We start from the raw sequence: 26465 nt of genomic DNA on the forward strand, positions 1-26465 counted from the left end.
TGGAGGGACATATGATCAAAGACCTGATTAAACAAATGACACTGGAAGAAAAGGCAGGATTGTGCTCCGGTGCAGATTTTTGGCATACGAAAGCAGTGGAAAGACTAGGCATTCCGGCCGTGATGGTAACGGACGGCCCGCATGGTCTACGTAAGCAGGAAGGGGAAGCCGATCATCTCGGTCTGAACCAGAGTGTTGCTGCTGTATGCTTTTCTCCAGCGTGTGCGAGCGCTTCCAGCTTTGATGAGAATTTATTATATCGGATGGGCAGTGCTCTTGGTGAAGAATGCAGATCAGAGAATATAGCAATTTTACTGGGACCTGCCGTTAATATTAAGAGAAGTCCGCTTTGCGGTCGTAATTTTGAATATTTCTCAGAGGACCCTTATCTGACTGGTAAGCTTTCTTCAGCACAGATCAAGGGAATTCAGGAGTGGGAGGTTGGTACCAGCCTAAAGCATTATGCAGTTAATAATCAGGAGACCTACCGCATGACCTGCTCCTCAGAGGTGGATGAACGTACACTGCGTGAAATCTACCTCTCGGGCTTTGAGATGGCTGTGAGAGAGGCAAAGCCTTGGACCGTAATGAGCAGCTATAACAAAATTAATGGAGAATATGCCAGTGAAAATAAAAAATTGCTAACGGATATCCTGCGTGAGGAATGGGGCTTCGAGGGATTCGTAATGTCGGACTGGGGAGCTGTTAACGACAGAGTAAAGAGCCTTGAGGCAGGACTGGAGCTTGAGATGCCCTCTTCTAATGGTATTCGTGATGAACAGATTGTGAAAGCAGTCAGAGAAGGCAAGCTCTCGGAGGAATTATTGGATCTGGCTGTGGAACGCATTCTTAAGGTTATATTCAAATATTCCAAGGCCGATGCTACCGATACACATTATGACAGAGAGGAGCATCACAAGATAGCAACAGATATGGCAAAGGAATGTGCTGTTCTTTTGAAGAATGAAGGTGCGCTGCCCCTAAGCCGTCAAACAAAAGTTGCCTACATAGGTGCATTTGCCAAAATACCGCGCTATCAGGGAGGAGGCTCCAGCCACATTCATGCCAGCAGGGTAACGAATGCATTAGATATCGGTAAGGATAAAAATCCTAATATAATTTATGCGGAGGGTTTTCCACATGACAAGGATATGGAAGATCAATCTCTTTTTGAAGAAGCAGTCAAAGCAGCTTCCGAAGCGGATGCAGCCGTTATCTTTGCCGGATTACCCGAATCCTTTGATTCCGAGGGTATTGACAGAAAACATATGAGGCTGCCGGAATGTCAGAACCGACTCATTGAGCAGATCGCGGGAGTACAGAAGAATACCATTGTAGTTCTTCATAATGGCTCTGCTGTGGAAATGCCCTGGGCAGATAAGGTGAATGCTATTCTTGAAATGTTTCTTGCAGGTCAGGGAGTCGGTGAGGCAACAGATGCCCTGTTATATGCAGATGCAAATCCCTGTGGCAGACTGGCAGAAACCTTTCCGCTAAGGCTTGAGGATACCCCGTCATATTTGAATTTCCCTGGTGATGGCAAAAAGGTCGTTTATGCGGAAGGGATTTATATTGGGTACCGTTATTATGAGGCTAAAAAAATACCGGTATTATTCCCCTTTGGACATGGACTGTCCTATACCGAATTCTCTTATCATGATATACAGGTAACTCGTGGTAATTTTACAGAGGGTGAGAGTATAACTGTAACGGCACAGATCACCAATTCAGGGAAGATGGTAGGAAAAGAAGTAGTGCAGCTGTATGTCGGCGACCGTACCGGCACTCCAGGAAGGCCTGTAAAGGAGTTAAAAGGATTTGCCAAGGTAGAGCTTAAACCGGAAGAGACGAAGCCGGTAACCTTTGAAATCGATGCCCGTTCTCTATCTTGGTATAACGAAGAAATCGGAGACTGGTACGCTGCCGGTGGAACCTATGAGCTTTTACTGGCTCATTCCTCTGCAGATATACGTCTATCGGAGAAGGTTGAGTTCACTCCTGTGAGGGAGATTCCTTTTCGGGTAGATGAGAATACAACGATAGGCTCATTGTTAAAGAACCCAAAAACCGCACCGATTATGTCGATGATGCTTTCGAAGTCTAATGGAGGCAATGCATCAGGCTTTGGCAGTTCAAATGAGATGCTGAAAGAAATGACAGGGGGGCTGCCGCTTAGGGCACTGTTTGGATTTTCGAAGATTACAGAGGATCAGATGAAGGAATTAATCTATGTATTAAAGGAGCAGCTGAAATAACTTAATAAAGATAGAACGCGTCGCATTCTAGCTGAAAGGCTATTGTGCGACGCGTTCTTATTAAGGGGTTTCATCACAATGGAATTGATTATAAAGAATCATTGCAATGATATATCAGTTTTATTTTGTCTTTCTTTTCAGTGCATATAACCTTGCTATTTATTTGCCTCTGTTGTTATAGCGGTCAAGAGCTGCCTGTTGATACCCGAGGCACTCGCCCAAACCGCTATCTTGAAGGCTGTTCTTAAAGCTGTCATAGGAATCCTGTGCTTCCAGTCCCATAATATATTTTGCGGCATATTCTCGAACCATGGTTTGAATAGCCGTATATAGGCTGTTGTATGAGCTACCTTCTTCTTCCGTCAAGGTAATTCTTCTGGAGAGCATGTTGGTTTTCTGGTCATCCCAGATGTTTTTACTTTCAAGAAGACCTTCAGCACCTAGATAGAAATGCTCAAGATATTCCCAATTATAAAGACCTAGGCCATTTCCTCTTGCATAATATTTAAGAGCTTCGGTAGCACTTAAGCCATCGGGATTTTTCATGACTTTGTCTGTAAAGGATAAGGTTTCATCGGAAGCTACGGTATAGGATTCATTCTCCACACCGTAGAAGTTTGATAGCATACCTTCGTGTGTATATTGATAATCCAGCCACATGGCAGCAAGCTTCGGATTTTTGCAGCTAGCGGTAATATAAGCAGGATTACCGCTAGCTCCATTCGAGGACTTTATGACATAGGGTGTATCTCCTTTATTCAGAACCGGATTAGTTACAGCTGTAATATTGCATTTTTCGTTGTTAGTCAGTCTGTTTAGAAGGGCTCCGTAGCTGGTATAGGTCCAGATTGTTGTAAAGGCAAGGGAAGTATCATTCATAATATTCTGCGCATCTGCAATGCCGGTAGGATTAATCATAAAGTCAGGATCAATCAAGCCTTCCGAATACCACTGACGCATGGTGTCCAGCCAGTTCTTATAGCCTTCTTCAACGGGACCGAATTTTACGGTATTGTCTACCTGATAGAATTCAGGATAGATACCAAAGGCGGTGATGAAGGAGCCGGTAAAACCATAACCGTTTAGCGTAAGTAGTAAGGGCTTCGCCATTCCTGCGTTTTTCGCAGCAGTAAGAGCATCATGCCATTCGGAGATGGTGCTAGGAATATCAAGCCCCAGTGAATCTAGAATATCTTTACGGACAGCAAGTCCTGCATATTCCTTTTCACCTTCAATTGCGGTATCGCTGGAATTGAGACCATAAATACCAATGTAATTGCCAGCATCCGTCATCACTTCTTTTTTTAGTGCCGGATCCGCATCGATAAAGCCACGGTAATTTGGCATATAAAGATTGACTAGATCTGTGCAGTCAAGTAGGAATCCATCTTCAACACCCTTTTCACTTCCACCCGGGTAATCGGCAAGGCCAGCTCCATATATGATATCCGGCAGTCCCGTGGACGAAAGCATAAGACCGAATTTTTCACTAGCCGAGGATACAGATACCGGTACCCAGTTAATATGTACATTGGTTGCTGCTTCCATTGCTTTCACCCCTGGAAGATCGTTTGGCTCGGGTATAGAGTTATTATCGTAGATGGTCCATACGGTTAGCTCCTCTTTTTGCGCGGTTAACGGAAGCATTAGCTCACTCAGAGCCGTTTGTACAGGGGCCGCAGTTGCTGATACCCCGCTACTGCCGGCTGTGCCCGATGAATCGGTGGCGTTATTGCTCTTCTGGCAGCCTGTGAAGATGGTAGCCGGTAATATAACGCATAGCGCTACAGCTGTAATACGGTTTAGAATTTTACATAAAAATCCTTTCATAAAACACCTCCATAAATTATTAAGTAAGTAAATACTTACATAATTAAAATACTATTATGGAACAAAAATGTCAATACATTATTTTAAATAAATAGTCTATAAAATACTTTTAAACAAAGAACTACAGACGATTTATATAAGTAAATACTTACTTAATAAATAATACGATGTCTTAATGTTGACAAATGAAAAAAAAGCATTTATTATAAGTGTTATTAAGTAAGCACTTAGTTATATGGGAGGACATTATGGAACATATTCAGAAAAGAAAGAAAAAGGCACAAGGATATATTGAAGGAAAGGGGTTGAGGGCACTTCCTCATAATATAGGATATGATTTTAAAAAGAATAAGCTGATTTATTTGATGAGCTTGCCGATCGTAATCTGGTTCATAATATTCTGCTATGTCCCAATGGGTGGAATTCTAATGGCCTTTGAAAAATACTCTCCGGTTAAGGGGATAATAGGAAGTGACTGGGTAGGCTTTGGTAATTTTAGAGCATTCTTTCAGGGGCCTTATTTCCTGAGACTTATGAAGAATACAGTGGTACTGGGTGTGCTTGATTTAATTGTCGGCTTTCCTGCACCGATTATTTTTGCCTTATTATTAAATGAAATTACTACTAAGAAATTTAAAAAGACTGTTCAGACAATCAGCTACATGCCATACTTTATATCCTCCGTTGTTTTGTGTGGCTTAATCACGGATTTCTGTGCCAGCGGCGGTGTCCTGTCCAATCTGGTGGCAGGGGTGACAAATAGTGGGGGGCGTAATCTTCTGGGAATATCGAGTTATTTCAGACCGATATTTGTCCTTTCAAACCTGTGGCAGGGCTTAGGCTACGGAAGCATTATCTATATTGCTTCACTCAGCAGTGTTGATCAGGAACTTTATGAGGCTGCGGTCATGGATGGGGCGAACCGCATCAAACAGACCATACATATTACATTACCAGGTATTGCACCAACCATAATCATTATGCTGATCCTGCGTATTAGTACTCTGCTGCAGGTAAGCAGTGATAAAATTCTTCTGTTGTATAATCCGTCAATCTACAAAACGGCTGATGTAATCAATACCTATGTCTACCGGGAAGGACTACAGAATTATAATTATGGCCTAAGTTCCGCTGTAGGATTGTTTAATTCACTGATAGCCACAGCCTTGCTGTTGATTACCAATAAAATCAGTGCGAAATGTTCGGATACTAGTTTGTTTTAAGAGAGAGGGATAGGACAATGGTAAAGAAAAAAAGTTTTGGTGAAATCATTTTTACAATATTTAATTACTTATTCATGATCGCCCTTTGCATCATCTGTATTATCCCAATATGGCATGTGGCAATGGCTTCCGTCAGTGATCCGACTTTGGTAAGTGCGACAAGCGGATTAATCTTAAGGCCTCTGGGACAGCTATCCGTAACAGCATATAAAATCATTCTTACCTATAAGGGACTGCTCATCGGCTATTCAAACACTATCTTTTATGTAATTGCCCAGTGTACCATAACTGGTATCCTGTCTGTGATGGGAGGATATATTGTATCAAGAAAGACCTTCCGTTACAGGAACTTTCTTATGCTGTTTATGATATTTACCATGCTTTTTAACGGTGGAATGATTCCTTCTTACATGGTAGTACGTAATCTGAATTTGATTGATACCAGATGGGCCATGCTGATTCCCAGTGCAATAAGCGTATTTAACATTATCATCATGCGGACTGCCATTCAGGGTGTACCGGACAGTTTGGAGGAATCTGCAAGAATAGATGGTGCGAACGATTTCGTCGTTATGTTTCGGATTATTCTTCCGTTATGTAAGGCATCTTTTGCGGTTGTCATGCTTTTTACCGCAATCGGTAAATGGAACGAATGGTTCAATGCTATGATCTATCTTCCGACTAAGACTTCATTATTACCGCTTCAGATGTTTATGCGGGAGTTGTTAATTAAATCCTCAGGGGATGCTGTCAATCAAGCGGATATGATTTCCAATGCACAGCTTTATATGACCCTGGTAAAATACGCTGCCATTATCGTATCTACCCTGCCCATCCTATGCGTATATCCCTTTGTACAGAAATATTTTGTAAAAGGTGTAATGATTGGATCGGTAAAGGGCTAAACAGAGAGGTTTGACTGGTTGCGTAAAGTTATCAGTTCATTTTGAATATAAAAGCTGCCGGACGGCAGCATAATGGAGGTAAGAATGAAATCATTTATAAAAGAATTAATTGAACAGAAGGAAGGTAATTATATTTTACCTTTTTTCTGGCAGCATGGAGAGAGTGAAGGGAAGCTTCGGGAGTATATGGAGGCAATCCATAGCTGCGGTATTCGTGCAGTCTGTGTTGAGGCCAGACCCCATCCGGATTATCTTGGACCGGGCTGGTGGCATGATTTGGATATCATTATTGATGAAGCTAAGAAAAGGGATATGAAGTTATGGATTCTGGATGATGCACATTTTCCTACCGGCTATGCCGCTGGGAAAATCGCCGAGTCAGAAGATAAATACTGTAAGCAGTATATTAGCCGGAAGTTTATCGATGTCAGCGGTCCTACACCTGAGGTTGAGGTTAATCTTGCCGCTATGATGATGCCGATCATGCTACCCTCCGGATTAAATCTTGAAATGTTTGGTATGAGCTCGGAGAAGAAGCGCTATTTTACAGATGACAGAATCTTGTCCATCCGTGCATATCAGATGGATAAGGACTCCTCCCTGATAGGAGAAGGAATCGATCTTACCACGAACATTGTGAATGGAAAATTAATATGGGACGTTCCCAAGGGTACCTGGAGAATTAATGTTCTCTTTATTACTAGAAATGGTGAGGGGCGCTGCGACTATATCAATATGGTGGATAAGGATTCCTGTAGAATCCAGATAGATGCGGTGTATGAACCTCATTATGAGCATTACAAAGAAGAATTTGGGAAAACGATTGCAGGCTTCTTTTCGGATGAACCCTGCCTAGGCAATAGCATCGGATATAATTTTGATGAGTCCATCGGAAAGAAAAAAACACCGCTTCCTTGGAGCAGCCAACTTGAGAAAATGCTAGAGGAGAAGCTAGGGAAAGAGTATTTGCCCTATTATCCTGCACTCTGGACCGACATGGCGGATGAGAAGGTAAATGCCAGGGTTCGCTATGCCTATATGGACTGTGTGACAAGACTAGTGGAAGAGAATTTTTCCAGACAGATTGGGCAGTGGTGTGAGGAAAGAGGAGTGGAATACATCGGTCATATTGTGGAGGATAATAATCAGCATAGCAGACTTGGCAGTAGCCAGGGACATTTTTTTCGATCCATGATGGGCCAGCATATGTCAGGAATTGACAATATCGGAGATCAGGTTCTTCCCGGAGGAGAAAATCATAAAAGAGAAGCACTTCTGGGTGCGGATAAGGATGGAGAGTTTTATCATTATGAACTCGGAAAGTTGGGTTCGTCTCTTGCTCATATCGATCCAAAGAAACAGGGAAGGGCTATGTGTGAAATCTTTGGAGCTTACGGTTGGAGGCTTGGGATAAGAACGATGAAATATCTGATGGATCATTTTCTGGTGAGGGGTATTAATGTATATGTACCTCACGCATTTTCACCAAAGGATTTTCCAGATTCGGACTGCCCGCCTCATTTTTATGCTGGGGGAGAGGATCCTCAGTTTAATTATTTTAAAAAGCTGATGCACTACACCAATCGTATGTGCCATCTATTGAACGGAGGTACACATATAGCACCGGCAGCCGTATTGTATCATGGAGAGGCCGAATGGACGGGCGGCTGTATGTTTAATCAGAAGGTTGCCAGAGAGCTGCTGGAAAGCCAGATTGATTTTGATATTCTTCCCTCCGATGTTTTTGCAGATATGTCAGCTTACAATGCTACATTTGATGGCTTCCTTCAGGTGAATGGTGAAAGCTATGACTGCTTTATTGTCCCATATGCAGAATTTATTACAAAGGAAGTGGCTGTATTTGCCGGTACTGCATCAAAAAAGGGCTTTCCGGTATTCTTTGTTCAAGGGCTTCCGGAGAGTATCTGTAATATAGATAAGAAAGAAGAGGAGAAGCTTCTGCTTGACGGAATGTCCGAATGCATTGTAGTTCCTCTGGAGGCTTTGTCAAAAACACTGAAGGATAACAAATTATTTGAAATCAGCAGTGACAATCAATTTGATGGGCTGCGTTATTACCATTACCGTAAGGAGCAGACAGAGCTATATATGTTCTCCAATGAAAGTATCGGTAAGGAATACAATGGCTGGATAACCGTGAAATCAAAAGGTGAGGTTAGCTTATATGATGCTATGGACAACAGGATAATTCCGGCAGAATATAGAAATACCGAAGACGGAACAAGCATACATATTAGATTAACACCCTATCAAAGTGTGGTTGCTCTGTTTGAGGATCTGAAGGAGGTGGAAGACCAAGGCAATTTCGAGGCTAAGCCTGGATACAGACTGGACGCAGCATGGCGCATCTCCAGTGCCGAAGTCAGTAAATATCCTGAGTTTCAACCTGTAGAAGTTACGACGGAGTTAAAAAGCATGGGCCGGGTATTACCTGATTTTTCCGGCTATTTACGTTATGAAAGTGAGTTTGTCTATGATAGAATGCCAACCGGCAGGGAGCTACTTAATATTACAGATGTCTATGAGGGCGCTGAAGTTTGGCTGAATGGCCACTGTCTTGGAATGAAAATCTGTCCGCCATATCAGTTTCCTTTGGGAGAAGCATTAAGAGCCGGAGAGAACCATATAAGGATTGAGGTTGCCACAACCCTGGACCGGAAGGTAAAATCCCTTCCCCAGGATATGCGTTCCCTGATGTTCTATTCAAAGATAACAGAGCCGACGGGTATCGTAGGTAGTGTGGAAATCTGGAATTGATTCTCCTTCATAACCTGATTGTGGCGGATACCATGCCAATGGCATACAGAATCAGATAGACCGGAAGAGTTGAAATAAAGAAGGCAATGTGATATATATAAGTAAATACTTAATAAGGAAGGGTTGTTATGGCTGAAAAAACGGAAAGCAAAAAGTTTGTCCGAATGAGTAATGAAAAAAGAAGCAGGCAGATATTAGAGACGGCTTGTCGCTTGTTCGCGAATAAAGGGTATGACGCAGTAACGACAAAGGAGATTGCTAAGGCTACGGACTGTAGTGAAGCATTGATTTTCAGATATTTTCCTACCAAGGAAATTATATATCAGGAATTATTTGATGAGTGGAAGGCTGGTATGAAGGATCCGGTAATACTTGAGATGGTTGAAGAATCAGCATTAAAAACCCTGGAGAAGTTTTATCTGGATATAACCGGCAATAAATTTGTGAAGGGCACAAAAATAAGCCCTAAGCTGGAAGGAGCCATCTATTCTAGAGTCAGTAAGCATAAAGAAATAATCAAAGTCATTGAAAACAGCCCTGATATGATTAAGGATACGATTGAACCTGTTATTCTGAAGGGACAGGAGACAGGCGAAATTAAAGCAGGAAGCAGCTCCTTGATGGCTCAGACCTTCTGGACTTTAATTGCTGGTGAATGGTATTTTTCCAGGAATTTTGCCGGAGTTCACCCTAAGTTGTCCTTTGAGTATATTAAGGGAATACTATTCTAAATACTTATTGTAATAGAAATATAAAAGGCAACGCCACAGGGTGGTTGACCATAATAATATAATAAAAAACTACTTGGTGGTGTAATGATATAACTATATCAGTTACATTTTGATTGGCTAAAATTAAAAATAGAGCACTCTATCATGTTAAAAATGATGGAGTGCTTCTTTTGGTTTTAATTTGATATAAAAATGAGGGTATTCAGTGATAGAAAGACATAAATCATTTGTTATTATAATTAAACAAAGGTAGGAATTGTCTTGCTCGTCCACCAATATTTACAGTTACTGCCTTGAAAATATTGCTTTACTTTGATACTTTTTTATAATGCACCACCAAGCAAAATATTTTTGAAGTGATAGTGGTTGATTTTATGCTTGAGAAGCGAATTTATTTAATACCTATGAAAGGATGGAGATACATGAAGCGTTTGAAAATAAAGCATGTTGTTATTGTGGCTTTTATCATTATAATGGCGGTTTTTATAATAGTTGCTTTTGATACACGACTAACAACGAAGCTTTATACAATTCAGTCAGACAAAATAACTGAACATGTGCGGATTGTTCTGATTACGGACCTGCACTCGTGCCGATATGGTACAGACTACAGACCAAGTGACACTAATCGAGGCAATCAAAAGGCAAAACCCTGACATTATTTTATTGGGTGTAATATATGCGATGATGTAATCCCAAATGACAATACAGAGTCTCTGCTAAAAGGGATTGCCAATCAATACCGATGCTATTATGTCACAGGAAACCATGAGTATTGGAGCAATGAAATTGACAAAATATTTGATTTGTTTTTGAAATATGATGTGAAAATCTTAAATGGAACCTATGATACTATCGATATTCATGGACAAAAGTTAATATTTGCGGAATTGACGATCTCGATGTGGTGAGATATACAAATTCGACCATAGGCGTAACAGAGAACTCATGAATATAAACCGGTTCCTTTATTTACATATATTATACCATAAATTAGAGTAAAATTAAAGTCTTACAATTTTTGTATAATCCCTGTAAAATAACTCTATTAAATTATGAGAGGCAAACTATGCAAAATAATATTTCAGAACTTCAAGAGAAACAATTTGGGAGAATGCATGATTTTCATACTGAGAGAACAGCTAATATAATTGAAGCTATATACGAAGTTTTTGGAGACGAAGTAATTGATATACTAGATAAATCTGGAGTAGATTTTTATGGTTTATTCCGCTGGCATATAGAAAGAACGCTTTCAATTATTGATACTCTCAAGGCAGTATATGGTCCGACTCTTGTTGATATAGTTTTAAAAAGAGAGTCTTATGGCAGGAATGAAGAAGGGAAAAGACTTGCAATTAAATTAGGGAAAAATGCAATAGATGATATAATACCTTTTTTTTCTGGCGGTGATAATGAAAATATTCTTGAGAAAAATGAACGGATGACTTTGGTAAAATCAACTGGATGCCTTATAGGCAGAATTGCTTCTGACATAAATAGAAAGGAAATGCTTTATAGCCTTCACTGTAATTGCGATAAAGATTTTGTTGAGGGTTTTAGCTGTAATCTAGGATGTGAAGTGGTGCAGACTATAATGGATGGTCATGATTGCTGTATACATAAAATTTTTAAGAAATAATAATATATGGACAAAAAAACTAAAAACCTAAATTAGGAGGGAAGGCTACGATGACGAGAGAAGATTACTGTGCCTAGAATAGAAGAAGCTATTCAAAAGGAGACATCATTAAATGGGACATATGGATAGGAGGGAACTATGGCAATATTAGTAGCGGGTGGAGCCGGATACATAGGAAGCCATACTTGTGTGGAATTGTTGAATGCCGGCTATGATGTAGTTATAGTAGATCCGGCGATATTGCAACCTGCTATGCTGATCCTGCCCTTATGAAAGAGGAGCATGGTTAGAATGCTAAAAGAGATTTGGAAGAAATGTGTGAAGATGCCTGGAGATAGCAGATTAATAATCCGAATGGGTATGAATAAAAATCATAATAGAAAAGAGGGATTACCATATACCAGGTAAAAATAATCAAAGAGTTAGGACAATTGAAAGAATGCCCAGTGTGTTATATCGACCATTATCAATGGACGAAAGGGTATAAAGTGGAGACATTTGCACAGATTGCATTACTAGATAATTATGGGCTCGTTGTTTCTATGACAGCAATGGAACAAAACCCTCTACGAAGGTTTACCGAGGATGAAGATCCGGTATATCAGGATAGTGGACTAGAGATATTTATTAATTTCGGAACGGATAATCAGAAATTCGAATATCTTAACTTTGAAATGAATGCAAATGGCGCAATGCTCAGCAATTGCGGTACCAACAAAAATAGAAGAAAGATATCTGATGTTACATCTTATCATGCGATATGTAAGGCTGAGTTGAATGATAATGATTGGAACATATTGCTTAGAATACCGATGGAATTGATTTGTACTTTTAATGAGGGTAGGCCTTTAAAGCAAGGTGATAAATTTACCTTCAATTGCTATAAAATTAGTGAGGACCCAAGCATAGAACATTATGCAAGTTATTCCCCTATTCAAAGCCCTGTGCCTAATTTTCATTTACCAGAATTTTTTGCGGAAGCTACGATTGTGGATTGTTAATTTAAAAGAGGATATACGTATTCCGGTTTGCTATCAAAGGATAAGCAGGCAGCTTAACTCATTATAGAAAATGAAATGAATAATATAGGCTGTATTTCATGTAGCTACTATTAAAGGTTGGGTATGTTCTACCCAGCCTTTTTTAGACGTTAGAAAACAAAACTAGAAATTTTTATAATTAATAAAAACTGCATACAAATAGTGGGTAAAAATAAAATATTTATTTAGTTAAAATATCCTTAAAGTTATTTGATATAATTATGTGAGGTAGAATCTAACGTAAAGGTATTGTAGATTAAAAGCAACATGGTATAAATAAGAAATTATAACATTATAAGGGGGACATATTGATGGATTATAGCAGAAAAATATCAGAAAGACTTTGGAATATCCCGGATAAAGGAGAAATGGAAAGTCAAAGAGAAAACACATTTATAGATGATATTGTGCAAAAAAATCATATACAAAGAACGTTACTAAATAATCTTGATGGAATTACTACAGCATTTGACGCAGGTGCTGGTTCAGGGCGCTTTTCTATTCTGTTAGCAAAACAGGGAATTCATGTTACTCATTTTGACATATCACAACCAATGATTGATAAGGCAAAGGAATTAGCAGCAGAAGCAGGGGTTTCCGATAAAATTAACTTTGTAAAGAGAGCTTTAGAAGATTTAACAGATTATTCGGATAATTCATTTGATTTGGTAATGTCGTTTGATTCTCCGATTTCCTATACATATCCCAAACAAGAAAAGGTCATTGAAGAGTTGGTAAGGATAGGACAGAAAAAGATTATTATCAGTGTTAACAGTAGACTTGGGTCTTTACCTTACTTTGCCAATCCTGTTCAGAAGTGTCAGTTTATTTTGGATGAAGAATGCAATGATAGTTATGTGCAATGGTGCTTATCAAATCGTGAAAATATGTTTCAGGAATTTTCCTTCAATAAAGATATTTGTGAAGAAATGTTAGAGAAAGGTTTGATTGGAAATGGAAAAGAAGAAATAGATGCTTATGAACGTGGTGAGACTCCCTGGGCAATTACATATGGATTTATGCCGGATGAGTTAGAGAATATTTTAACTAGATGTGGTGTAAGTAATATAAAGTTGGCTGGACCAGGTGCGTTTGCACGAACACTACCGAATGAGATTTTAAAGAAAATTATGAGTGATTCGAAGCAGAAAGAAGAGTTTCTTGAATTTTGTTATAAATATGATAGCAATCCTTATGTTTGTGGCATGGGCAAAGATAATTTATTGGTGTTTGGGGATCTATTAAAATAAAAATATATTAGCATCCTACCATATAAATGATAGGATTTTTTTCCATGTATTCGTACTTATAAAAATTCGATTGACAACATATGTTTCTTGCCTTATTATAAGTAACAAATGTTAGGTAACAAGTGTTATTTATTAATATAAGGAGTGATTTAATGCCACCGAAAATTAAGATTACAAAAGAAGAGATTATGAATGTAGCAATACGCATGGTTAGGGAGAAAGGGATGGATTGGCTAAATGCTCGTGATTTAGCAAAGGAATTAGATTGTTCTGTACATCCCATATTTCGAGCGTTTAACTCGATGGAGGAACTTAAGTCTGCAATTTATAAAATGGCTGAGGAAATATATAATGAACGAATGATAAGTGCAGGAGAGATTTCAGAAGATGGATTTCTTAATATGGGCCTTGCATATATTGATTTTGCTAAGAATGAGAAGAATCTGTTCAAGTTATTGTTTATGTCGGATGCGTTTAGAGAACAAAGCATCATGGATATTGCAGGAAATACAGAAGGAGATGATGAAGTCGTAGAAATGATATGCCAAGGGACTGGGTTAAGTATAAAAGGTGCAAAAGAACTATATACAGGAGTTTGGCTTACGACCCATGGAGTTGCAGCTATGATTGCAACTAATAATTGCAAATTTAGTGATGACGAAAATCGAAGATTACTAAATAATTCTTTTATGGGATTAATGCTAAAATTAAAAAATGAGGAGGAACATTTATGAAAGAATCATTTATTCAGAAACATCCATACTTTTCGGTAATTTTAGTTGGATTACTTTGTGTATTTTTTACAGGGATAGGAACAGCAATTCCACAATTAATAGGATTAGATATCAATGAACAAATTGTAGTAACTACGGTTTTTCTCATAATTTCTATAGCGATTGGTATTATTATTATGAGAAAAACTCGGTTTACGCTTTCTGATTATGGATTTCAATTAAGTAAAAAAGATACTAATCATAAAGTATGGTGGTATATACCATTGTTGGCTGTAGAAATACTCCCTATTGTTCTGGCGGGGTTTAGTTCAGAGGTTTCAGTATTACAATATTTTATTTTATTATTTTTTACAGTTGCGGTTGGTTTTAATGAGGAAATTTATTTTAGAGGACTTGCACTGAAATTTATGGAGGGGAAGGGAAGAAAGACTGCAATAATCGGGTCTTCTATTGTATTTGGAGTTCTTCATCTCGCAAATGTTTTTAATGGAAAAAGTACATTATATCTCGTATTACAGTTATTTTTTGCGTTCTTAGTTGGATTTGTATTTGCTGAAATTGTGAGTATTACAAAAAGTTTGTGGGCAGTTATTTTCTGGCATGCAGCACACGATTATATTTCCAGTATTACAGGTGATGCTCTTGACAAAACGGCATTAATTATTCTTGCTATTCAAGTAGGTATTCTTCTTACATATGCTATTTTCCTGTGGAAAATTATTAATACTGACGATATACCCAAGCCCGTCAAGAAATAACATTGTGAAGATTTTTGATTTCCTGTGCAGAAAAATACATAGGTTGCAAAGAAAGAATACATCTATTTCATTATAATAGGCTCAAGAGGTGATAAAAATGGATTGGCAAAAAGGTATGAATAGTGCGATAGACTACATCGAGAAGAATTTAACAGGTAATGTAAATGTTAGGACAGCAGCTGGATTTGTTGGCTGTTCGACCTGGGAATTTCAACGTATTTTTTCCTTCCTAACTCACATACCACTTAGTGAGTATATTCGCCAAAGGAAACTTACGCTGGCAGCTCAGGAGATCAAAGATAATGATGTGAAGATAATTGACATTGCGTTAAAATATGGATACGAATCTCCAGCTGCATTTTCCCGTGCGTTTAATAAGTTATTTGGTATTGCTCCATCGTCAGTTCGTAATACGGAAAATAACCTTAAAACTTATCCAAGAATTACCTTCGAAAAAATTGAGAATGAGAGGCTGATTAAAATGAGTAGGTTTAGCGAAAGAGGATATGTTGTTCGGGAGAATGGTCCAGTCTATTTTACGAAAGATATGGATAAAACAGTGAAGTGGTTTGAAGAAATACTTGGGTGGTCTGGTGATATTGTTGCAAGAGATGACGAAGGTTTCGGAGATTATGGTTGCGTATTTGATTATCCAAGTGAAGTGGCAGTCGCTCATCTAACTCCTTTTCGTGGGTTTCATCTATTTAAAGGAGAACCGATTAAGGGAGTAGCTGGATTTATGATGATCGAGGGAATTGATGCGCTACATAAGTATGTGAAAGAAAATGGTTGGGATCAAATTTCAGATATTTATACACAGCCATGGGGAGCGAGAGAATGTAGTATAACAACAACGGATGGATGTATATTACGTTTTTTTGAATCTATACAATAATAGTTAGACAAAAATAAAATCAAGGTATAGAACAGAATTTGTCTGGTCGCAGAATCATTGAACTGAAAGGTGAATTCTAACAAAAGAGAAGAAATTACTAATATATCAAATGGATTAAATCCTCTATACAGCATTATAATCATAGAAAATGTAATTCTTTGCTTACATGGCTAAGAATTAGTTACAATAATATAGGAACATCTTTAGGTATGAATGTAGTGATGCTTGTACTAAGCTATATTCATACCTTTTTACTTATGTTGAAGTAACTTAAGATTATTACGATGATTAAAGTAACATTGGAAACTCTATGTATCAGTTTAATTGTGCAAGATCTCAATGTGATAGAACTAGCAGGATAAAACTTTGATCTATGATAGTTTTAAGTGCTTATATAGTTACAGGAGAATAAGGAATATCGCATCATTTTAATTGTTCTGTAGGAACATTTAACGACTTCACTCGTCTAACATATATAACTACTCAAATAAATTCTGAATAGGAGCGTAATATGAAAAGATATATTTCGTTACTAATGATACTTACCTTTTTACTAATCTTATTAGCAAGCTGTGGAACTAAGTCTCCAGTACCTGATAGTAATGCGCTTTTACAGTCTAGTATAACTGAATCAGGAGAGGTAGAGAGTACTGATCAAAATACGGGGAACAGCTCTCCTATGGTCATGATCAAAGGGGAACTATACTATGACACAGGAAGAGAAAGTGATTTTATTGGCAGATGCGGCGTGATGGATGGGAAGATTCTTACAACAGTAGATGGTACAGAAATTCCGAAGGAGGATGATCAATCTAATTTTGGAAGCGGATATGGATATCAGTTTATTGATAAAGGTATTGATATTAAGATAGACCAAAAATGGATTAGATTTGAAAAAGAAACCAAAGAGAGTACGGAGTTTATTGAAAATTCTGAAATTGATGCTTGGGGTATCAATCTAAGTGCCGACAATATCACTCCGACTGGGTTGACATTGATATGTAATCAGTCTGGAGGACAACCGACAGGAGATTTGGATACAGGTAGCCCATATTGGTTAGAAACAAAAACAGATGATCAATGGGTAACAGTAGAAACATTAAATTTAAAATATGAAATTGCATGGACTACAGAAGCTTGGATAATCCATAAGAATGGAAGCACAGAATGGAATGTAAACTGGGAATGGCTGTATGGCGAACTTCCTGCGGGAAGTTATAGAATTGGTAAAGGGATAATGGATTTTAGAGCTACAGGCGATTATGATACTAATGTTTACTATGCATACTTTGAAATAGAGGATTGATATTTTGGTCTCCTTGCCAAGTAAAAGGTAAGGGGACTTGCTTATGATAGAGAGTCCAGTGAAGCTGGTCACACCTACCAGTATGAAACGATTGGATACACAGAATCAATAGCTGCTATTTGACATGAAAATTATTACATAGTATAGTAATTCTATGGAAGGTAGTATATGGGAAGGAGTATTTATTTAATGGATACGAAAATGTGTTGGGTGATAAGTTTGTGTAGTAAGCTCCATGCAATTCTTTGATATTATTATCTCAATGTATGGAGCGAATACAAGGCTATAGAATAGAGTGATCTGGTAGAAAAGAATTGCGTCTATATAATTTTTATATTCTAATTATGAGAGGAGCAATTCGAAATGAAAATAGAAATAAAATTAGTGGATACTACAGATGGATTTATGATTAAAAACATGTATCCTCTGTATTTACATGATTTAGCTGGAATCCATGGCACTTTACCTAATGAGTTTGGGATATTTGAGGAAGAACCAATACGAACACTGATAGAGCAATATGATATTCAACAAGTATGGTTTGAGAATTCCAACTTATTATATCCGTATTTAATTCTAGTTGATCATATACCTGCAGGCTTCTGCCTTGTAGGAAGTGGAAAGTATGTTCCAAAAGAAGTAGATTATTATGTATATGAAACATTTTTTCTAAGCCCGTTTAGAGGAAAATCTATTTCATATCGCGCAATGCTTGAGATCTTTAAAAATCATCATGGAAAGTGGATGCTGCTTACTCATTCTACAGAGAATAATGTACGAGCGAAAGCTTTTTGGCATAAGACAATTGGTCAGTATACAAATAATAAATATACAACGGAAGAAAAGATAATTGATGGGATGCCTAAATTAGTGTTCCGATTTGAAAATCTTTGCAAAGATTCCTTCACTGTATAAAAGCAAACCCGATTCTGACAAATAATCAGGATTGGGATTTTTTTTGCAACTTTTTTTAAGTTTGTCCGTATAATAAGTATAACACAATAATGGAGGTTCAATGAAGTTGGAGATAAAACGTGTAAATAAGCTTTATACAGAAGGCTTATCTGAACAGGAAATATTACTTAGACAGGAACAAGGACTAACAAACGCTGCTCCTGAAAATATTACAAAAACAACTTGGCAAATTTTACGGGAAAATATTTTTACCGTATTCAATGCCTTTAATCTGGTAATAGGAATTTGTCTCGCTCTTGTGGGAGCATGGACAAATATGGTGTTCTTGGTTGTTATTTTAACGAACATTCTGATTGGTATCTTTCAGGAGTTACACGCCAAAAGATTAGTTGAAAGCCTTAGATTGATTTCTGCGCTTAAAGCGTATGTGATACGTGATGGCAGAGAAAGTGAAGTAACTGTCGAGGATCTCGTTTTAGATGATATCACCGTACTTCGCATGGGAAAACAAGTATGTGCCGATTCTGTTGTGGTTTATGGAGAAATTGAGGTAAACGAATCACTACTTACAGGAGAGTCTGATACAATCGTCAAACGGCCAGGCGACACACTACTTTCAGGAAGTTTTGTTGTCAGTGGTACATGCTATGCCAAAGTGGAACATGTTGGTGCAGATAACTTTATATCCAAACTCGCCATGGGCGCGAAAAAACACAAGAAAATTACATCTGAATTGTTAACCTCAATGAGAAAGGTAACAAAATTCACTGGATTTTTCATCATACCGGTGGGAATACTCTTATTTCTTGAAGCTTATTTTATCCGTTCCAACTCGATTACTCTATCTGTAGTTTTAACTTCCGCTGCTCTTCTTGGTATGCTACCAAAGGGGCTGGTTTTAATAATAAGCATTTCATTAGCAACCGGCGTCATTAAGCTATCGAAAAAGAATATTTTAGTACAGGAAATGCACTGTATTGAAACTCTAGCTCATGTGGACATGCTATGCCTTGATAAGACGGGAACCATTACAGAAGGGAAGATGCGTGTTGTAGATGTTATTCCACTTGATAAAAACGTGATGCCTGTTTCGTTTGAAGAAGCGGCAAGTTATTTTACTGGAGCTATGGATGATAACAACGCCACTTTTATGGCTCTAAAAGAGCATTTCCCGTCAGCCAAAACCTCATACAAAATATTAGCAAAAACCCCGTTTTCATCACACCGTAAATGGAGCGGAATTACTTTTGAAAACTTAGGAACTATTGTGCTTGGTGCACCTGAAATTATTATGGGTAATGACTTTTTGCCACCAAAAGAAATCGAGAAGGCACAGAAGTCGGGCCAGCGTATCTTATATTTTGGTTTCACAACCGAAGTCTTAAAGGACGATGTTCTTCCTTCTGTCAAGTCAGTGGCAGCTGTTAGCTTTTGCGATCCAATTCGAAGTAATGCGAAAGAAACGCTTTCTTTTTTCAAAAATGAGGGCGTAAATATTAAAATCATTTCAGGAGATAATCCGTTGACTGTGTCAAGTATTGCGGAACAAGCGGGCCTTGAGGGATATAATTCCTATATTGATATGACGAATATTAACACAGAGGAAGAGGTAAAAGAAGCAGCAGCAAAATATAAGATTTTCGGACGCGTTACGCCAAACCAGAAAAGCCAGCTTGTAAAAGCATTACAAGCTCAGGGGCATACTGTTGCTATGACTGGAGACGGTGTTAATGATGTACTTGCTCTTAGGGAAGCGGATTGCAGCATAGCAATAGGAGCAGGAAGTGACGCTGCAAGGCAGATATCGCAATTGGTGCTTTTGGATTCTGATTTTTCTGCTCTTCCTAATATTGTTATGGAGGGTAGGCGCGTTGTCAATAATATTAGACGAGTGGCAGGTATTTTCTTCATAAAAACTATATACTCGGTGTTATTATCTATACTTTCGATTTTAACGCTATCAGCCTTCCCATTTATTCCGATTCAGATTACATTGATTGATGCGGTGATCGAAGCATTCCCTGCGTTCTTCTTATCATTTGAACCAAGCAGTAAAAAGCCGGAAGGAGCTTTTTTGGATACGGTTATTAAAAAAGCTCTACCTTATTCCTTGCTGATTTTAATCAGCTATTTGGCAGTCACTTGGCTGTCACCTGCAATTGGAATCTCAGAAGCTGTTGGGAAAACGGCGGTTTATTATTTGACTGGTTTTATCAGTTTGTTAGCCCTGATAAAATCCTGCAAGCCTTTTAACAAGTTGCGTGTATTTTTATGTACCGCATCAGTAATCGGATTTTATGCGGCTGCGTATTTGTTTAGCGGAATGTTAAACCTAGAGAAATTAACGTTAAATGGGATAATCTTATTTTTTGGTATTGCTGCTTGCTGTGTGCCTCTTCAAATAATTTTAATACGTATGATTAACAAGCTGTTTCCTGTGAAGAAAGCTGCTTAATTTGAAATATTCATGACAAGGAGAAGTTCGCGAAGCATACTTTTTATAATTCATGACAGAGAAAAGCTGGCGAAGCGTACTTTTTTATACACGACAAGAGAATTGGCTTGCCACTTCATCTTGTTTGAGAAAGGGAATAAGGATTATGAAACACAAATTAAGATTACAAATTGGCTTACTGGCTGTTACGATTCTGGCATTTACAGTATTGACCGTCTTCGTAACAAGCGGTGCAGCGCAAAGTTTTAATGATAGAGTGTATAGTGAAATCTCTCTTGTTATATATCCTTCTGTTACAAGCTTTATGAAGGTTATTACTAACATTGGTGAATGGTTTGTATATATTCCGTTTGTACTATTATTGTTAATGATACCAAAATCAAGAATTAAAGTAGGCCTTCCCGCTGCCTATGTTTTAGGGGCAGCCGCAGCACTAAACTTTCTGTTAAAACACCTATTTCATATTGACCGTCCAGTAGCACACAGATTGATCGAAGAGACCGGATACGGGTATCCAAGTGGGCACGCTATGATTGGCACAGCGTTTGTCGGGGTCTGTTTATATTTATTTTGTAGGTATTCTTATCATAAGTATTTGAAAGTTGCTGTCACAATCCTTACTGTTATCTTTCTAATGTTGGAAGGTTTTAGCCGTATTTATCTTGGTGTCCATAGTCCAACCGACGTTATTGCTGGATATCTATGTGGACTGATTATTGTGCTGGTTACTATTTTGGTGATTAGATCAAAGGATTTAAATCGTATTTCTTAATACAACTTTTTTAATACAATTTTCTTAGTACAAGCATAGGAAAGGTAGCAACTTTTTATGTTATAATACGTGTAATAAATAAAGACAGAAGGGGGTGGGTGCTTGGATGAACTTATATTGATTAAACAGTGTCAAAAAGGCGATAAATCGGCATTTCAGGCACTTATCTCTTTCTATTATCCATTTGTATCAAAATATCTACTAAAGCTGACCGGAGATGAGTATTTGAGCGAGGATCTAACGCAGGAAACATTTCTCCGGTTAATACGCTTCATTGATCATTATGATATCAATGGCAAGGCAAGCTTTTCCACCTATATCATGACCATTGCCAAACGCCTCTATATCGACCATTTGCGGAAAAATAAGCAGATATTTACAGACTTTACTGAGCTTGAGATTGATTCCGGAGAGGATATGGAACAGGCGGTTATCAAAAGCATGGAGATCGACGAGGCGATAAAGCGGCTTAATTCTCTACCACAGGATCAGGCTATTGCTATTAAAATGAAATATCTGGAACAAAAAACGTTGGAGGAAATAGCAAGGCAGCTTGATATACAACCAAAAACCATCAAAAGCCGAATACACAATGGCATAGTCAAGATTCGGCAGACATTGATAGGGGGCGAATCGTAGTGAACGAAAATTTGAATACACTTCTTGACTCACTGGATGAGGAAATTGAACGCAAATGCTTTGAGCTGAAAGAAAAGCAGCGTGAAAAAAACATGAATCGGACTTTTCTGATCTGTTGCCTGTTGTTTATTATTGTCCCGGTCACTCTGGTATTCCTTGGATTGAGTGCGCTGACATTTATCACTTGGGCGGTTATATTCATGGTGGTGAGTGCAGTCGTTTTATCACCAGTTATTTTTAAATCTAATTTGGAGGTATTATACAATGAAAAGATTTGAAAAACTGCTTACCAATATCAATTTTAAAAAAGTACTCATCCTATATCTGGTTGCCGCTATTATTGCGGGAATTACGTCTGTTTCGCTTCTTGGTTATGTATTTCGTAACAAAATTGGGTTAATTTTTGACTACAAAAAAGTTTCTGAAAAACTGGAACATAACTCCGATGCGACCGAAGTTCAATCTGACTTGGCCAACTTTGCTAATAAAAATGCGGATGTGGTAGACGTTGTGATTCTTGATGCAGATAATAAGATCTTGTTTTCTGCGAAACATTCAGAAGTCGCGAAAACAGGCTCAATCAGTCTGGAACTGGATCCTCAGTGGAAACATGAGTATAAATTTATGATTGATCCATCAAATCCTGAGGTGGCATATCGTTTGATTAAAAGTGAAGCTTCTTTACGATCTGTAGTGTCTGTCATAAAAGGCAATGATTATTATGATGAACATGACGGAGAGTATTTTTTCGGTGTAAGTTCTGCAAAAACGGTTTATTCACTGAATTATATACGCGGAGAAAACAATAGCAAAACTTATTTTATTTTTGAATTTTTACCGGTAGAAAATGGTATGCTTTATATTAAAGTTGTGGCTGCCGCTGCTATGTTGTTCTTCATGCTTTACTGGGTGTTACTTGCTCTGTATGTTTATGCTGATGCAGTAAAATCAAAACTAAACGGAACGGCATGGGGAATTCTGATGTTATTCACAAACCTTGGTGGATTCGTTATCTATAAAATTTACAAACAGAACGGCAAAACCTGCTTTAAATGTAAGGCGTTACAAGGAAAGAGCAATCTATATTGTACCGAATGCGGTGCAAAAATCGGAAGTTCCTGCGAAAAATGCGGTGCGTCATTTAATAGTCACGATCGGTATTGTAGGATATGCGGAGAAAAGAAAAAGGAAAGTTAATAATTCTTGGTATCCTTATCCGGGGCATAGTATGATTGAAAAAGTTCCTGTAGACTCAATACATTCATGTAATACGCAATGTTTTTTAGTATAGAAATGAATTAAGTTTGTATCCCCCATCATGGCTTGTTTAATAGTGAGAAACAACCTATAATGATCGATAGAATGAGATTGGAGAGGATACATATTATGCACATGGCTGACGCTTTGGTTGCACCGGCAGTAGCGACAACAATGTATGCGGCTACTTCGGTAACAGCAGCTATTTCGGTGAAAAAAGTAAAATTAGAAAACGATAAAAAGATAGTTCCCTTCATGGGTGTAATGTCTGCTTTTGTGTTTGCGGCGCAAATGGTAAATATTACAATACCGGGAACTGGTTCTAGCGGACATTTTTGTGGAGGATTATTACTGGCGATACTAGTAGGACCTTATGCGGGATTTCTGGCTATGATATCTGTACTTGCTGTCCAATGTCTGCTTTTTGCGGATGGCGGCATTTTAGCACTTGGGGCTAACATATGGAATATGGCGTTTTATTCCTGCTTTATTGGATATCTATGTATATACCGTCCACTGATGAAAAAAAGTATGAGTACAGGAAAGATACTAATAACATCTGTTCTTGCAAGTGTTGTTAGTTTACAACTTGGAGCGTTTAGTGTAACTCTTCAAACATTAATCTCTGGAGTTACTTCTTTATCTTTTGGTCAATTTTTATTGTTTATGCAACCTATTCACCTTGCAATTGGAGTGCTGGAAGGTTTGATTACTGGTGCGGTTATTATATTTGTCTTTCATGCACGTCCTGAGCTTCTTCATAATAGTAATGCAGTGAATAAAATAGGTTTGAAACAGGTGCTCATTATTTTATCAACAGTAGTAATCTTTCTAGGTGGTGGGTTGTCCTTATTAGCATCAGAGAATCCGGACGGATTAGAGTGGTCGATTCAAAATTTAACTGGTAGTACGGACGTGGAACCAGAGAGTAAGTATATCGATGCAATGGATAACGCTGCGAAGATACAAGAAAAGACAGCCTTACTTCCAGATTATTCATTCAAAGATAGTGAGTCGAAGCTAGGAACTTCGTTTTCTGGGGTTTTTGGAGCAATAGTCGTAGGAGCGATTAGTTTAGGGTGTTGTGTCTTACTCAAGACATTTAAGAGAAAAGATGACATCTTGGAGTAAGGAAATAATAAGAAATAAAGGTATGATCTTTAGAAACATAGTTTCTAAAGATCATACCTTTATTCATGATAAGGAAAAGTTGATTTACAACTTTGGCATGACCTTTCTAGCTCCTAAAAACATCCAAGTGACTAATACAAAAGGCATAGTAAGCCCAGGAATTCCATATGGCATTAACCATGTATCAATAGCTGCGGTGATTGGTACGGTAAGAATTGAAGCAATCACCCCGGTAAGTGGTGCAAATGGACGATCCGCATCGAATACCTTTGAAATCGCTAGTGCTGTCAATACCGCATTAAATCCATACAATCCTTGATTGAGCAAGGAAAACTCGGAACCCAAGCAATAAGCAGTAGCAAATCCCACAATAGTTCCGATAATTGCATACATTACAGATTTCCAATTGTCCCAAAATATTGCAACTAAAATAAGAATTCCTGAAATCAAAAAGGTTTGAAAATATACTTGTCCAACGCCATTTACTAATCCGTTTAACAAATTAAAATTACCATCATTGACCATATGCCAGCTGGCTAAATCCTGCGGTAGTATTACAGATGCTAACTTAAAAACCTGAAGGTGATAACCTGCAAGAATAAATAGCCATGTTAAAATAATATATGGAAAAGTCAAAACAGGTATTTTAAGATTACTAAAAAAGTGATTCATCGCAGCTGTTAGTATGGCAACAAAGAAAGCTCCTAACAAAGCGATCCACCATCGGTTATAACCCATAAAGAATATAGATAATGCTAATCCTATTAAAACAGAGTTATAACCTAGTAATCCCTGGTTTATCGTATTTTTATTTACACCGGTTATATGGCCTGTTAAAGCACCTATCATAGAAGATATCAATGCGATTATCCCTAATTTATAGTCGGAAAAGGTAATCGCAATTAAAATAATTAGGCCGGATAACGTATTTTCTACTAATATTACTTGAGAAATACCTTTTAGAGATGCGGTTATTAAATTATTAAGATTTAAATTTTTATTTTCTGTTTTGAGTTTATCCATACTAACTCTTACCTCATGCAAGTAATAATTTTTAACAAAAAAATTTTGAAAACAAGATAAAGTACGCTTTACGACTTTTCGAAGTAATGAATAACATGCTTAATATTTTCCAAGAAACACAGGAGATCTTTTATACCATTTCATTCTGATCAACTTATGGCAGATGTCAAAAGCTCTCATGACTTCTTGTGTAGAAGAAGCAAGGACTCTAAGCATGAAACCAGGTTTGGAAAGCATAGATAAACCGTATCTACATTTTAAATTCTGGGTCTCCATCACATCATATAGCATTGATATCAAGCTCTCATCGGTATATTCACTAACAACAATCATTGTACCTAGATGAGAATATTCTTCAAATTGTCCAATACTACTCAGTGATTGACTGCCAGGCGTTAATCTTATATGATCGAGTAGGATAAGATTATCTTCCAAATATACTTTTGTATTTAAGTCGAGCATATGGTAAGAAAATAGATTTCCCTTCGGGTCCCATCCCGAAGTTATGATATCGGTAGCAATTAAGCTGGTACCCTTCTCCATATGCACTATAGTTTTTTGCTTGTATCTTGAATTCTTATAACCTATTATTGGGTCTGGTAGGTATTCTAACAAGCTGCCTTCCTTTAATGTGATATTTATCTCTTGAACCACAGGATTTTTGGGAGTTTTGTATATCTTGGAGGCGGATTGAGTTGTCAATAGAAGCTGTGCTTCCTTAGCCAAATGAATATCCATTCGATAGGTATCCCCATCTACATAACCTCCACCTGGGTTCATGATATAAAAACACGCTTGCTCATCGTTATTTAGATAAAATGGATTCATTAGTTTGAAGGCACCATAAAAATACATATCTTGTGCTATCGTTTTTCCTCTTTTTTTCTCTGTAGATAATTGCAGATATCCAGTGTAATTAGTCATTC

22 protein-coding genes and 1 pseudogene are annotated in these 26465 nt (G+C 37.8%); 20 read left to right on the forward strand and 3 right to left on the reverse strand.

The genetic code is table 11. From position 1 onward, the window contains the following. Nucleotides 1-11 precede the first annotated feature (11 nt). Nucleotides 12-2255 (forward strand): glycoside hydrolase family 3 C-terminal domain-containing protein, encoded by a 2244-nt coding sequence (locus tag CPHY_RS03565; protein WP_012198692.1) that lies wholly within the window; start codon nt 12-14, stop codon nt 2253-2255. A 159-nt stretch (nt 2256-2414) separates the two neighbouring features. Here the strand turns inward: CPHY_RS03565 and CPHY_RS03570 are convergent, their stop codons facing one another. Further along, on the reverse strand, nt 2415-4085 hold the full coding sequence (locus CPHY_RS03570) for an extracellular solute-binding protein (protein WP_012198693.1): 1671 nt from the start codon (nt 4083-4085) through the stop codon (nt 2415-2417). A gap of 248 nt (nt 4086-4333) precedes the next feature. On the opposite strand from CPHY_RS03570, the gene CPHY_RS03575 reads away from it, so the two are divergent. The 19 genes and pseudogenes from CPHY_RS03575 (at nt 4334) to CPHY_RS03665 (ending at nt 24516) form a co-directional block, all read left to right on the forward strand. Beyond that, a complete protein-coding gene (locus CPHY_RS03575; RefSeq protein WP_012198694.1) occupies nt 4334-5308 on the forward strand; it encodes an ABC transporter permease in 975 nt (324 codons plus the stop codon). Between the two features lie 17 nt (nt 5309-5325). Beyond that, complete coding sequence (locus tag CPHY_RS03580; RefSeq protein ID WP_012198695.1) at nt 5326-6213, forward strand: carbohydrate ABC transporter permease; 888 nt, start codon at nt 5326-5328, stop codon at nt 6211-6213. Nucleotides 6214-6297: 84 nt separating this feature from the next. Beyond that, entirely contained in the window at nt 6298-8991 is a 2694-nt protein-coding gene (locus CPHY_RS03585) for a glycosyl hydrolase (RefSeq protein WP_012198696.1), read from the forward strand. A gap of 128 nt (nt 8992-9119) precedes the next feature. After that, a complete protein-coding gene (locus CPHY_RS20555) occupies nt 9120-9722 on the forward strand; it encodes a TetR/AcrR family transcriptional regulator (RefSeq protein WP_012198697.1) in 603 nt (200 codons plus the stop codon). Between the two features lie 1069 nt (nt 9723-10791). After that, complete coding sequence (locus CPHY_RS03600; protein ID WP_012198698.1) at nt 10792-11364, forward strand: L-2-amino-thiazoline-4-carboxylic acid hydrolase; 573 nt, start codon at nt 10792-10794, stop codon at nt 11362-11364. Between the two features lie 138 nt (nt 11365-11502). Next, a pseudogene (locus CPHY_RS21155) lies at nt 11503-11595 on the forward strand (NAD-dependent epimerase/dehydratase family protein); the annotation flags it as partial. A 200-nt stretch (nt 11596-11795) separates the two neighbouring features. After that, complete coding sequence (locus tag CPHY_RS03605) at nt 11796-12365, forward strand: carbohydrate-binding family 9-like protein (protein ID WP_049762291.1); 570 nt, start codon at nt 11796-11798, stop codon at nt 12363-12365. Nucleotides 12366-12715: 350 nt separating this feature from the next. Beyond that, nucleotides 12716-13654 (forward strand): methyltransferase domain-containing protein, encoded by a 939-nt coding sequence (locus CPHY_RS03610; protein ID WP_012198701.1) that lies wholly within the window; start codon nt 12716-12718, stop codon nt 13652-13654. A 152-nt stretch (nt 13655-13806) separates the two neighbouring features. Next, nucleotides 13807-14388 (forward strand): TetR/AcrR family transcriptional regulator, encoded by a 582-nt coding sequence (locus tag CPHY_RS03615; protein ID WP_012198702.1) that lies wholly within the window; start codon nt 13807-13809, stop codon nt 14386-14388. After that, nucleotides 14385-15146: a CPBP family intramembrane glutamic endopeptidase gene (locus CPHY_RS03620; protein WP_012198703.1), complete on the forward strand. Its 762-nt coding sequence runs from the start codon at nt 14385-14387 to the stop codon at nt 15144-15146. Before CPHY_RS03615 ends, CPHY_RS03620 begins: the two co-directional genes overlap by 4 nt. 97 nt (nt 15147-15243) lie before the next feature. Beyond that, nucleotides 15244-16041 (forward strand): helix-turn-helix domain-containing protein, encoded by a 798-nt coding sequence (locus CPHY_RS03625; RefSeq protein WP_012198704.1) that lies wholly within the window; start codon nt 15244-15246, stop codon nt 16039-16041. Nucleotides 16042-16552: 511 nt separating this feature from the next. Beyond that, on the forward strand, nt 16553-17347 hold the full coding sequence (locus CPHY_RS03630) for an immunoglobulin-like domain-containing protein (RefSeq protein WP_012198705.1): 795 nt from the start codon (nt 16553-16555) through the stop codon (nt 17345-17347). Nucleotides 17348-17710: 363 nt separating this feature from the next. Then, entirely contained in the window at nt 17711-18262 is a 552-nt protein-coding gene (locus CPHY_RS03635; RefSeq protein ID WP_012198706.1) for a GNAT family N-acetyltransferase, read from the forward strand. A 100-nt stretch (nt 18263-18362) separates the two neighbouring features. Next, nucleotides 18363-20717 (forward strand): cation-translocating P-type ATPase, encoded by a 2355-nt coding sequence (locus tag CPHY_RS03640; protein WP_049762292.1) that lies wholly within the window; start codon nt 18363-18365, stop codon nt 20715-20717. A gap of 145 nt (nt 20718-20862) precedes the next feature. After that, the gene (locus CPHY_RS20565; protein WP_012198708.1) at nt 20863-21489 is read left to right on the forward strand and encodes a phosphatase PAP2 family protein; all 627 of its coding nucleotides are present in this window, start codon (nt 20863-20865) and stop codon (nt 21487-21489) included. A gap of 102 nt (nt 21490-21591) precedes the next feature. Continuing rightward, nucleotides 21592-22128 carry an RNA polymerase sigma factor gene (locus CPHY_RS03650; protein ID WP_012198709.1) on the forward strand — a complete coding sequence of 179 codons (537 nt, stop codon included), beginning with the start codon at nt 21592-21594 and terminating at the stop codon, nt 22126-22128. Continuing rightward, nucleotides 22128-22406, forward strand: coding sequence for a hypothetical protein (locus tag CPHY_RS03655; RefSeq protein WP_041703151.1), 279 nt, complete (start codon nt 22128-22130; stop codon nt 22404-22406). Before CPHY_RS03650 ends, CPHY_RS03655 begins: the two co-directional genes overlap by 1 nt. Beyond that, the gene (locus CPHY_RS03660; RefSeq protein ID WP_012198710.1) at nt 22393-23325 is read left to right on the forward strand and encodes a zinc ribbon domain-containing protein; all 933 of its coding nucleotides are present in this window, start codon (nt 22393-22395) and stop codon (nt 23323-23325) included. The genes CPHY_RS03655 and CPHY_RS03660 overlap by 14 nt, the downstream gene beginning before the upstream one ends. Nucleotides 23326-23514: 189 nt before the next feature. Continuing rightward, a complete protein-coding gene (locus CPHY_RS03665; protein WP_012198711.1) occupies nt 23515-24516 on the forward strand; it encodes an energy-coupling factor ABC transporter permease in 1002 nt (333 codons plus the stop codon). A gap of 84 nt (nt 24517-24600) precedes the next feature. Here the strand turns inward: CPHY_RS03665 and CPHY_RS03670 are convergent, their stop codons facing one another. Next, complete coding sequence (locus CPHY_RS03670; RefSeq protein WP_012198712.1) at nt 24601-25539, reverse strand: urea transporter; 939 nt, start codon at nt 25537-25539, stop codon at nt 24601-24603. A gap of 99 nt (nt 25540-25638) precedes the next feature. After that, a complete protein-coding gene (locus CPHY_RS03675) occupies nt 25639-26463 on the reverse strand; it encodes an urease accessory protein UreD (RefSeq protein WP_012198713.1) in 825 nt (274 codons plus the stop codon). Nucleotides 26464-26465: the final 2 nt, after the last annotated feature.

The sequence above is a fragment of the Lachnoclostridium phytofermentans ISDg genome, assembly GCF_000018685.1.
GTDB classification, from domain to species: Bacteria; Bacillota; Clostridia; order Lachnospirales; family Lachnospiraceae; genus Lachnoclostridium; species Lachnoclostridium phytofermentans.

Bases quoted from the DNA above. Each gene is read 5' to 3' on its own strand.
- CPHY_RS03630 (WP_012198705.1), top strand. From the start codon at position 16,553: ATGAAAAGATATATTTCGTTACTAATGATACTTACCTTTTTACTAATC.
- CPHY_RS20555 (WP_012198697.1), top strand. From the start codon at position 9,120: ATGGCTGAAAAAACGGAAAGCAAAAAGTTTGTCCGAATGAGTAATGAA.
- CPHY_RS03585 (WP_012198696.1), top strand. From the start codon at position 6,298: ATGAAATCATTTATAAAAGAATTAATTGAACAGAAGGAAGGTAATTAT.
- CPHY_RS03625 (WP_012198704.1), top strand. From the start codon at position 15,244: ATGGATTGGCAAAAAGGTATGAATAGTGCGATAGACTACATCGAGAAG.
- CPHY_RS03635 (WP_012198706.1), top strand. From the start codon at position 17,711: ATGAAAATAGAAATAAAATTAGTGGATACTACAGATGGATTTATGATT.
- CPHY_RS03565 (WP_012198692.1), top strand. From the start codon at position 12: ATGATCAAAGACCTGATTAAACAAATGACACTGGAAGAAAAGGCAGGA.
- CPHY_RS03660 (WP_012198710.1), top strand. From the start codon at position 22,393: ATGAAAAGATTTGAAAAACTGCTTACCAATATCAATTTTAAAAAAGTA.
- CPHY_RS03620 (WP_012198703.1), top strand. From the start codon at position 14,385: ATGAAAGAATCATTTATTCAGAAACATCCATACTTTTCGGTAATTTTA.
- CPHY_RS03615 (WP_012198702.1), top strand. From the start codon at position 13,807: ATGCCACCGAAAATTAAGATTACAAAAGAAGAGATTATGAATGTAGCA.
- CPHY_RS03640 (WP_049762292.1), top strand. From the start codon at position 18,363: ATGAAGTTGGAGATAAAACGTGTAAATAAGCTTTATACAGAAGGCTTA.
- CPHY_RS03610 (WP_012198701.1), top strand. From the start codon at position 12,716: ATGGATTATAGCAGAAAAATATCAGAAAGACTTTGGAATATCCCGGAT.
- CPHY_RS03670 (WP_012198712.1), bottom strand. From the start codon at position 25,539: ATGGATAAACTCAAAACAGAAAATAAAAATTTAAATCTTAATAATTTA.
- CPHY_RS20565 (WP_012198708.1), top strand. From the start codon at position 20,863: ATGAAACACAAATTAAGATTACAAATTGGCTTACTGGCTGTTACGATT.
- CPHY_RS03600 (WP_012198698.1), top strand. From the start codon at position 10,792: ATGCAAAATAATATTTCAGAACTTCAAGAGAAACAATTTGGGAGAATG.
- CPHY_RS03675 (WP_012198713.1), bottom strand. From the start codon at position 26,463: ATGACTAATTACACTGGATATCTGCAATTATCTACAGAGAAAAAAAGA.
- CPHY_RS03575 (WP_012198694.1), top strand. From the start codon at position 4,334: ATGGAACATATTCAGAAAAGAAAGAAAAAGGCACAAGGATATATTGAA.
- CPHY_RS03580 (WP_012198695.1), top strand. From the start codon at position 5,326: ATGGTAAAGAAAAAAAGTTTTGGTGAAATCATTTTTACAATATTTAAT.
- CPHY_RS03570 (WP_012198693.1), bottom strand. From the start codon at position 4,085: ATGAAAGGATTTTTATGTAAAATTCTAAACCGTATTACAGCTGTAGCG.
- CPHY_RS03665 (WP_012198711.1), top strand. From the start codon at position 23,515: ATGCACATGGCTGACGCTTTGGTTGCACCGGCAGTAGCGACAACAATG.